We start from the raw sequence: 3,304 nt of genomic DNA on the forward strand, positions 1-3,304 counted from the left end.
GGACTGGAGCAACAAGCGGCTGCCCGTGCCCGCCGGGCTCGCGCAGGCCCAGCTCCTCGACGACGTCACCGATGTCGCCCTGCCCGCCGGGCACCGGCTCGCCGGCCGCGACGAGGTCGATCTGGCGGAGTTCGCCGACGACGACTGGGTCTCCTGGCCGGAGGGGGAGTTCTGCCACGACTGGCTGCTGTTCGGGACGGCGGTGCTGGCGGTCGCGATGGCCGTGCGCCGCGAGCGGCTGCCCCGGGGGCTGCGCACCTGGGGCCACCTGACCGTCGCCGCGTTCCTGCTGAACGCGCTGCCGTTCTCGCTCTTCGCCTACGCGGAGCTGACGATCCCCTCGACGCTGGCCGGCATCTGCAACGCGACCTCACCGCTGTGGGGGATGGTGCTGTCCCTCGTCGCGCTCTCCGAGGACCGGCCCACCCGCCGGCGGGTCGCGGGCCTGGGCATCGGATTCCTCGGCGTGCTGACCGTCCTCGGGGCGTGGCAGGGTTTCGCCGGGCTCGACGTCCGGGGCACGGCGATGGCGCTGCTGGCCTCGCTCAGCTACCCGATCGGCTGGATCTACGTCCGCCGCACCCTGGCGGGCTCCAGCCACTCGCATCTGTCGCTGACCGGGGCCCAGCTGGGGCTCGCCACGCTGCAACTCGGGCTGGTGACACCCCTGTTCACCACGCTGCCCACATCGTTCCCGGTGGTCCCGCTGCTGGCCGTGGTGGCCCTCGGCACCCTCGGGACGGGGCTGGCCCTGCTGATCCAGTACGGGCTCGTCGCCGAAGTGGGCCCGACGACCGCGCAGATGGTCACGTACTTCATCCCGGTGATCGCCACGGCCGCGGGCGTGGCCGTGCTCGACGAGCCCCTGGCCTGGAACACACCGGTCGGGGCCCTGATCGTGCTGGTCGGCGCCGCCCTGACGCAGAGCCGCCCCAAGCCGCCGGCCGGGACGTCCGGCCCCGCCGCGGCACGGCCGGCGCCGGCCGCTCCCGCCGGCCCCGAACCGGCCGCTCCCGCCGGCCCCACCGCGCCCCGGGAGTCCGCCGCGGCCTGCGGTGCGACCCGATGACCGGCCGGTGAGTGCGGCGGTGGCCGCGGCGAGGGCCCCGGCCACCGCCGCCCCATGTGCCGCCCCCACGGGGGGCGGCCCCACACCGTCACCCCACCCCGGGCGTGGGGTCAGCCGTAGGTGCGCGCGGGCACGGGGCCGCACGCCTCGGCCACGGCGGCGGCGAGCGGCTCGATGTCGTCCGCCGTCAGGCCCGAGACGGTGACGCGGACACCCGGCGGCGCCGCCAGGCGGAACCGCGCTCCGGGCGCCACCGCCCAGCCCGCGCGCAGCAGCCGGGTGACGACGCCGGTCTCGTCGGCGACGGGGATCCAGACGTTCATCCCGCTGCTCCCGTGGGACACGACGCCCCGGCGGGCGAGCGCGTCCACCAGCGCCCGGCGCCGGACCCCGTAGGCACGGGCGACGGCCGCCGGGTCGACGGCCGCGGACTGCCACAGACCCGCGACGGCCTGCTGGAGGATGTGGCTGACCCATCCCGGCCCGAGACCGAGCCGCCCGAGCACCCGGTCCACCGTCACCGTGTCGCCGGTGATCACGGCCACCCGCAGATCGGGCCCGTACGCCTTGGCAGTCGAGCGCACGAACGCCCAGTGCGCGGTCGTCCCCCCGAGGACGTGCAGATCCTGCTCCACGATCGCGTGCCCGTGGTCGTCCTCGACGAGGAGGGTGTCCGGGTACCGGCCGAGCACCTCCCGCAGGGCGGCCGCGCGCGCGGCGGTCACGGCCGCGCCGGTCGGGTTCTGGGCCCGGTCGGTGATCACCGCCGCGCGGGCCCCGCCCGCCAGGGCGCGTTCCAGGGCCGCGGGGAGCGGGCCCTCGTCGTCGAGTTCCATGGGCACGGCCGTGAAGCCGAGCGCGGTGACGAGGTCCAGCAGGCTGCCCCAGCCCGGGTCCTCCACGGCGACCCGGTCGCCGGCCCGCAGGTGGGCGGCGAGCACCCGCTCGATGGCGTCGAGGGCGCCGGAGGTGACGGCGAGGGGGCCGGCGGGCACGCCGTCGGCATCGAGCGCCGCCCGCGCCTGACGGGCGAAGCCCGGGTCCACCGGACCCTGCCCGTAGAGCACGGGGGCCTCGTCGTGCCGTGCCGCGGCAGCGGTGAACACCTCGCGCAGGGGCGGCAGCAGCGCCGTGTCGGGGTCGCCGCCGCCGAGATCGCGCACTCCGGGCGGCGCCTCGACGCGGATGGCGTTGCGGGGGGTGCTCGCCGGACGGGGCCGCACCCGGCTCCCCCGGCGGCCCGCGGTCTCGATGACCCCGCGCTCGCGCAAGGTGCGGTAGGCAGCGGCGACGGTGTTCGCGTTGACTCCGAGGTCGGCGGCCAACTCGCGCATGGGCGGCAGCAGTTGCCCGGGATCGAGGCCGCCGTCGCCGACCGCGCGCTCGATGCTCCCGGCAATCTCCGATGCGCGCCGTCCGGTGATCCGATACTCTCCTAGCACAAACAATATTATGCACTAGTGCAATGGAGTTCGCAATGCCCGACCACGCCCAGCCGGACACCGCCGCCTACGGACCGACGGAGCGCACGGTGCCGACCCGTTCCCGTGACCGCGCGTCGTACGACCGGGAGACGGTCCACGCGATACTCGACGAGAGCTACCTCTGCCATCTCGGCTTCGTCCGCGACGGCGCCCCCGTCGTCCTGCCGACGCTGTACGCGCGGGTCGGCGACGCGCTCTACGTCCACGGCTCGACCGGCTCCCGGCCGCTGCGCATGGCGGGCGAGGCCGACCCCGGCCTGCCGGTGTGCCTCACCGTCACCCACGTCGACGGTCTGGTGCTCGCCCGCTCGGCGTTCCACCACTCCATCAACTACCGCTCGGTCGTGGTCCACGGCACCGCCCACCAGGTGACCGACCCGCAGGAGAAGAACCTGGCGCTCGACGCCCTCGTCGACCAGGTGGTCGCGGGGCGCTCCGCCGACTCCCGCCCGGCCAGCGCCAAGGAGCTGGCCGCCACGGCGGTGATCAGGCTGGACCTGACCGAGGTCTCCGCCAAGGCCCGCACCGGCGGGCCCAACGACGAGCCGGAGGACATGGAACTCCCCCACTGGGCCGGCGTGATCCCGGTGGCCCGCACCTACGGCGCGCCCGTCCCGTCCCCCGACCTCGCGGACTCGATCCCGGGCAACTGCTGCCGCCCATGCGCGAGTTGGCCGCCGACCTCGGAGTCAACGCGAACACCGTCGCCGCTGCCTACCGCACCTTGCGCGAGCGCGGGGTCATCGAGACC

2 protein-coding genes and 2 pseudogenes are annotated in these 3,304 nt (G+C 75.6%); 3 read left to right on the forward strand and 1 reads right to left on the reverse strand.

Going from position 1 to position 3,304, the window contains the following annotated elements; genetic code table 11:
• Positions 1 to 25: 25 nt before the first annotated feature.
• Positions 26 to 1,069, forward strand: coding sequence for an EamA family transporter (locus EAO77_RS22335; protein ID WP_261994105.1), 1,044 nt, complete (start codon positions 26 to 28; stop codon positions 1,067 to 1,069).
• 110 nt (positions 1,070 to 1,179) lie between these two features.
• Here the strand turns inward: EAO77_RS22335 and EAO77_RS22340 are convergent, their stop codons facing one another.
• The gene (locus EAO77_RS22340; RefSeq protein ID WP_147990081.1) at positions 1,180 to 2,511 is read right to left on the reverse strand and encodes an aminotransferase class I/II-fold pyridoxal phosphate-dependent enzyme; all 1,332 of its coding nucleotides are present in this window, start codon (positions 2,509 to 2,511) and stop codon (positions 1,180 to 1,182) included.
• A gap of 23 nt (positions 2,512 to 2,534) precedes the next feature.
• On the opposite strand from EAO77_RS22340, the pseudogene EAO77_RS40260 reads away from it, so the two are divergent.
• Positions 2,535 to 3,194 (forward strand): annotated as a pseudogene (locus EAO77_RS40260) (pyridoxamine 5'-phosphate oxidase family protein); the annotation flags it as partial.
• A pseudogene (locus EAO77_RS41430) lies at positions 3,188 to 3,304 on the forward strand (GntR family transcriptional regulator); the annotation flags it as partial. The pseudogenes EAO77_RS40260 and EAO77_RS41430, both read left to right, overlap by 7 nt.

The organism is Streptomyces sp. T39 (assembly GCF_008042045.1).
Taxonomy (GTDB): domain Bacteria; phylum Actinomycetota; class Actinomycetes; order Streptomycetales; family Streptomycetaceae; genus Streptomyces.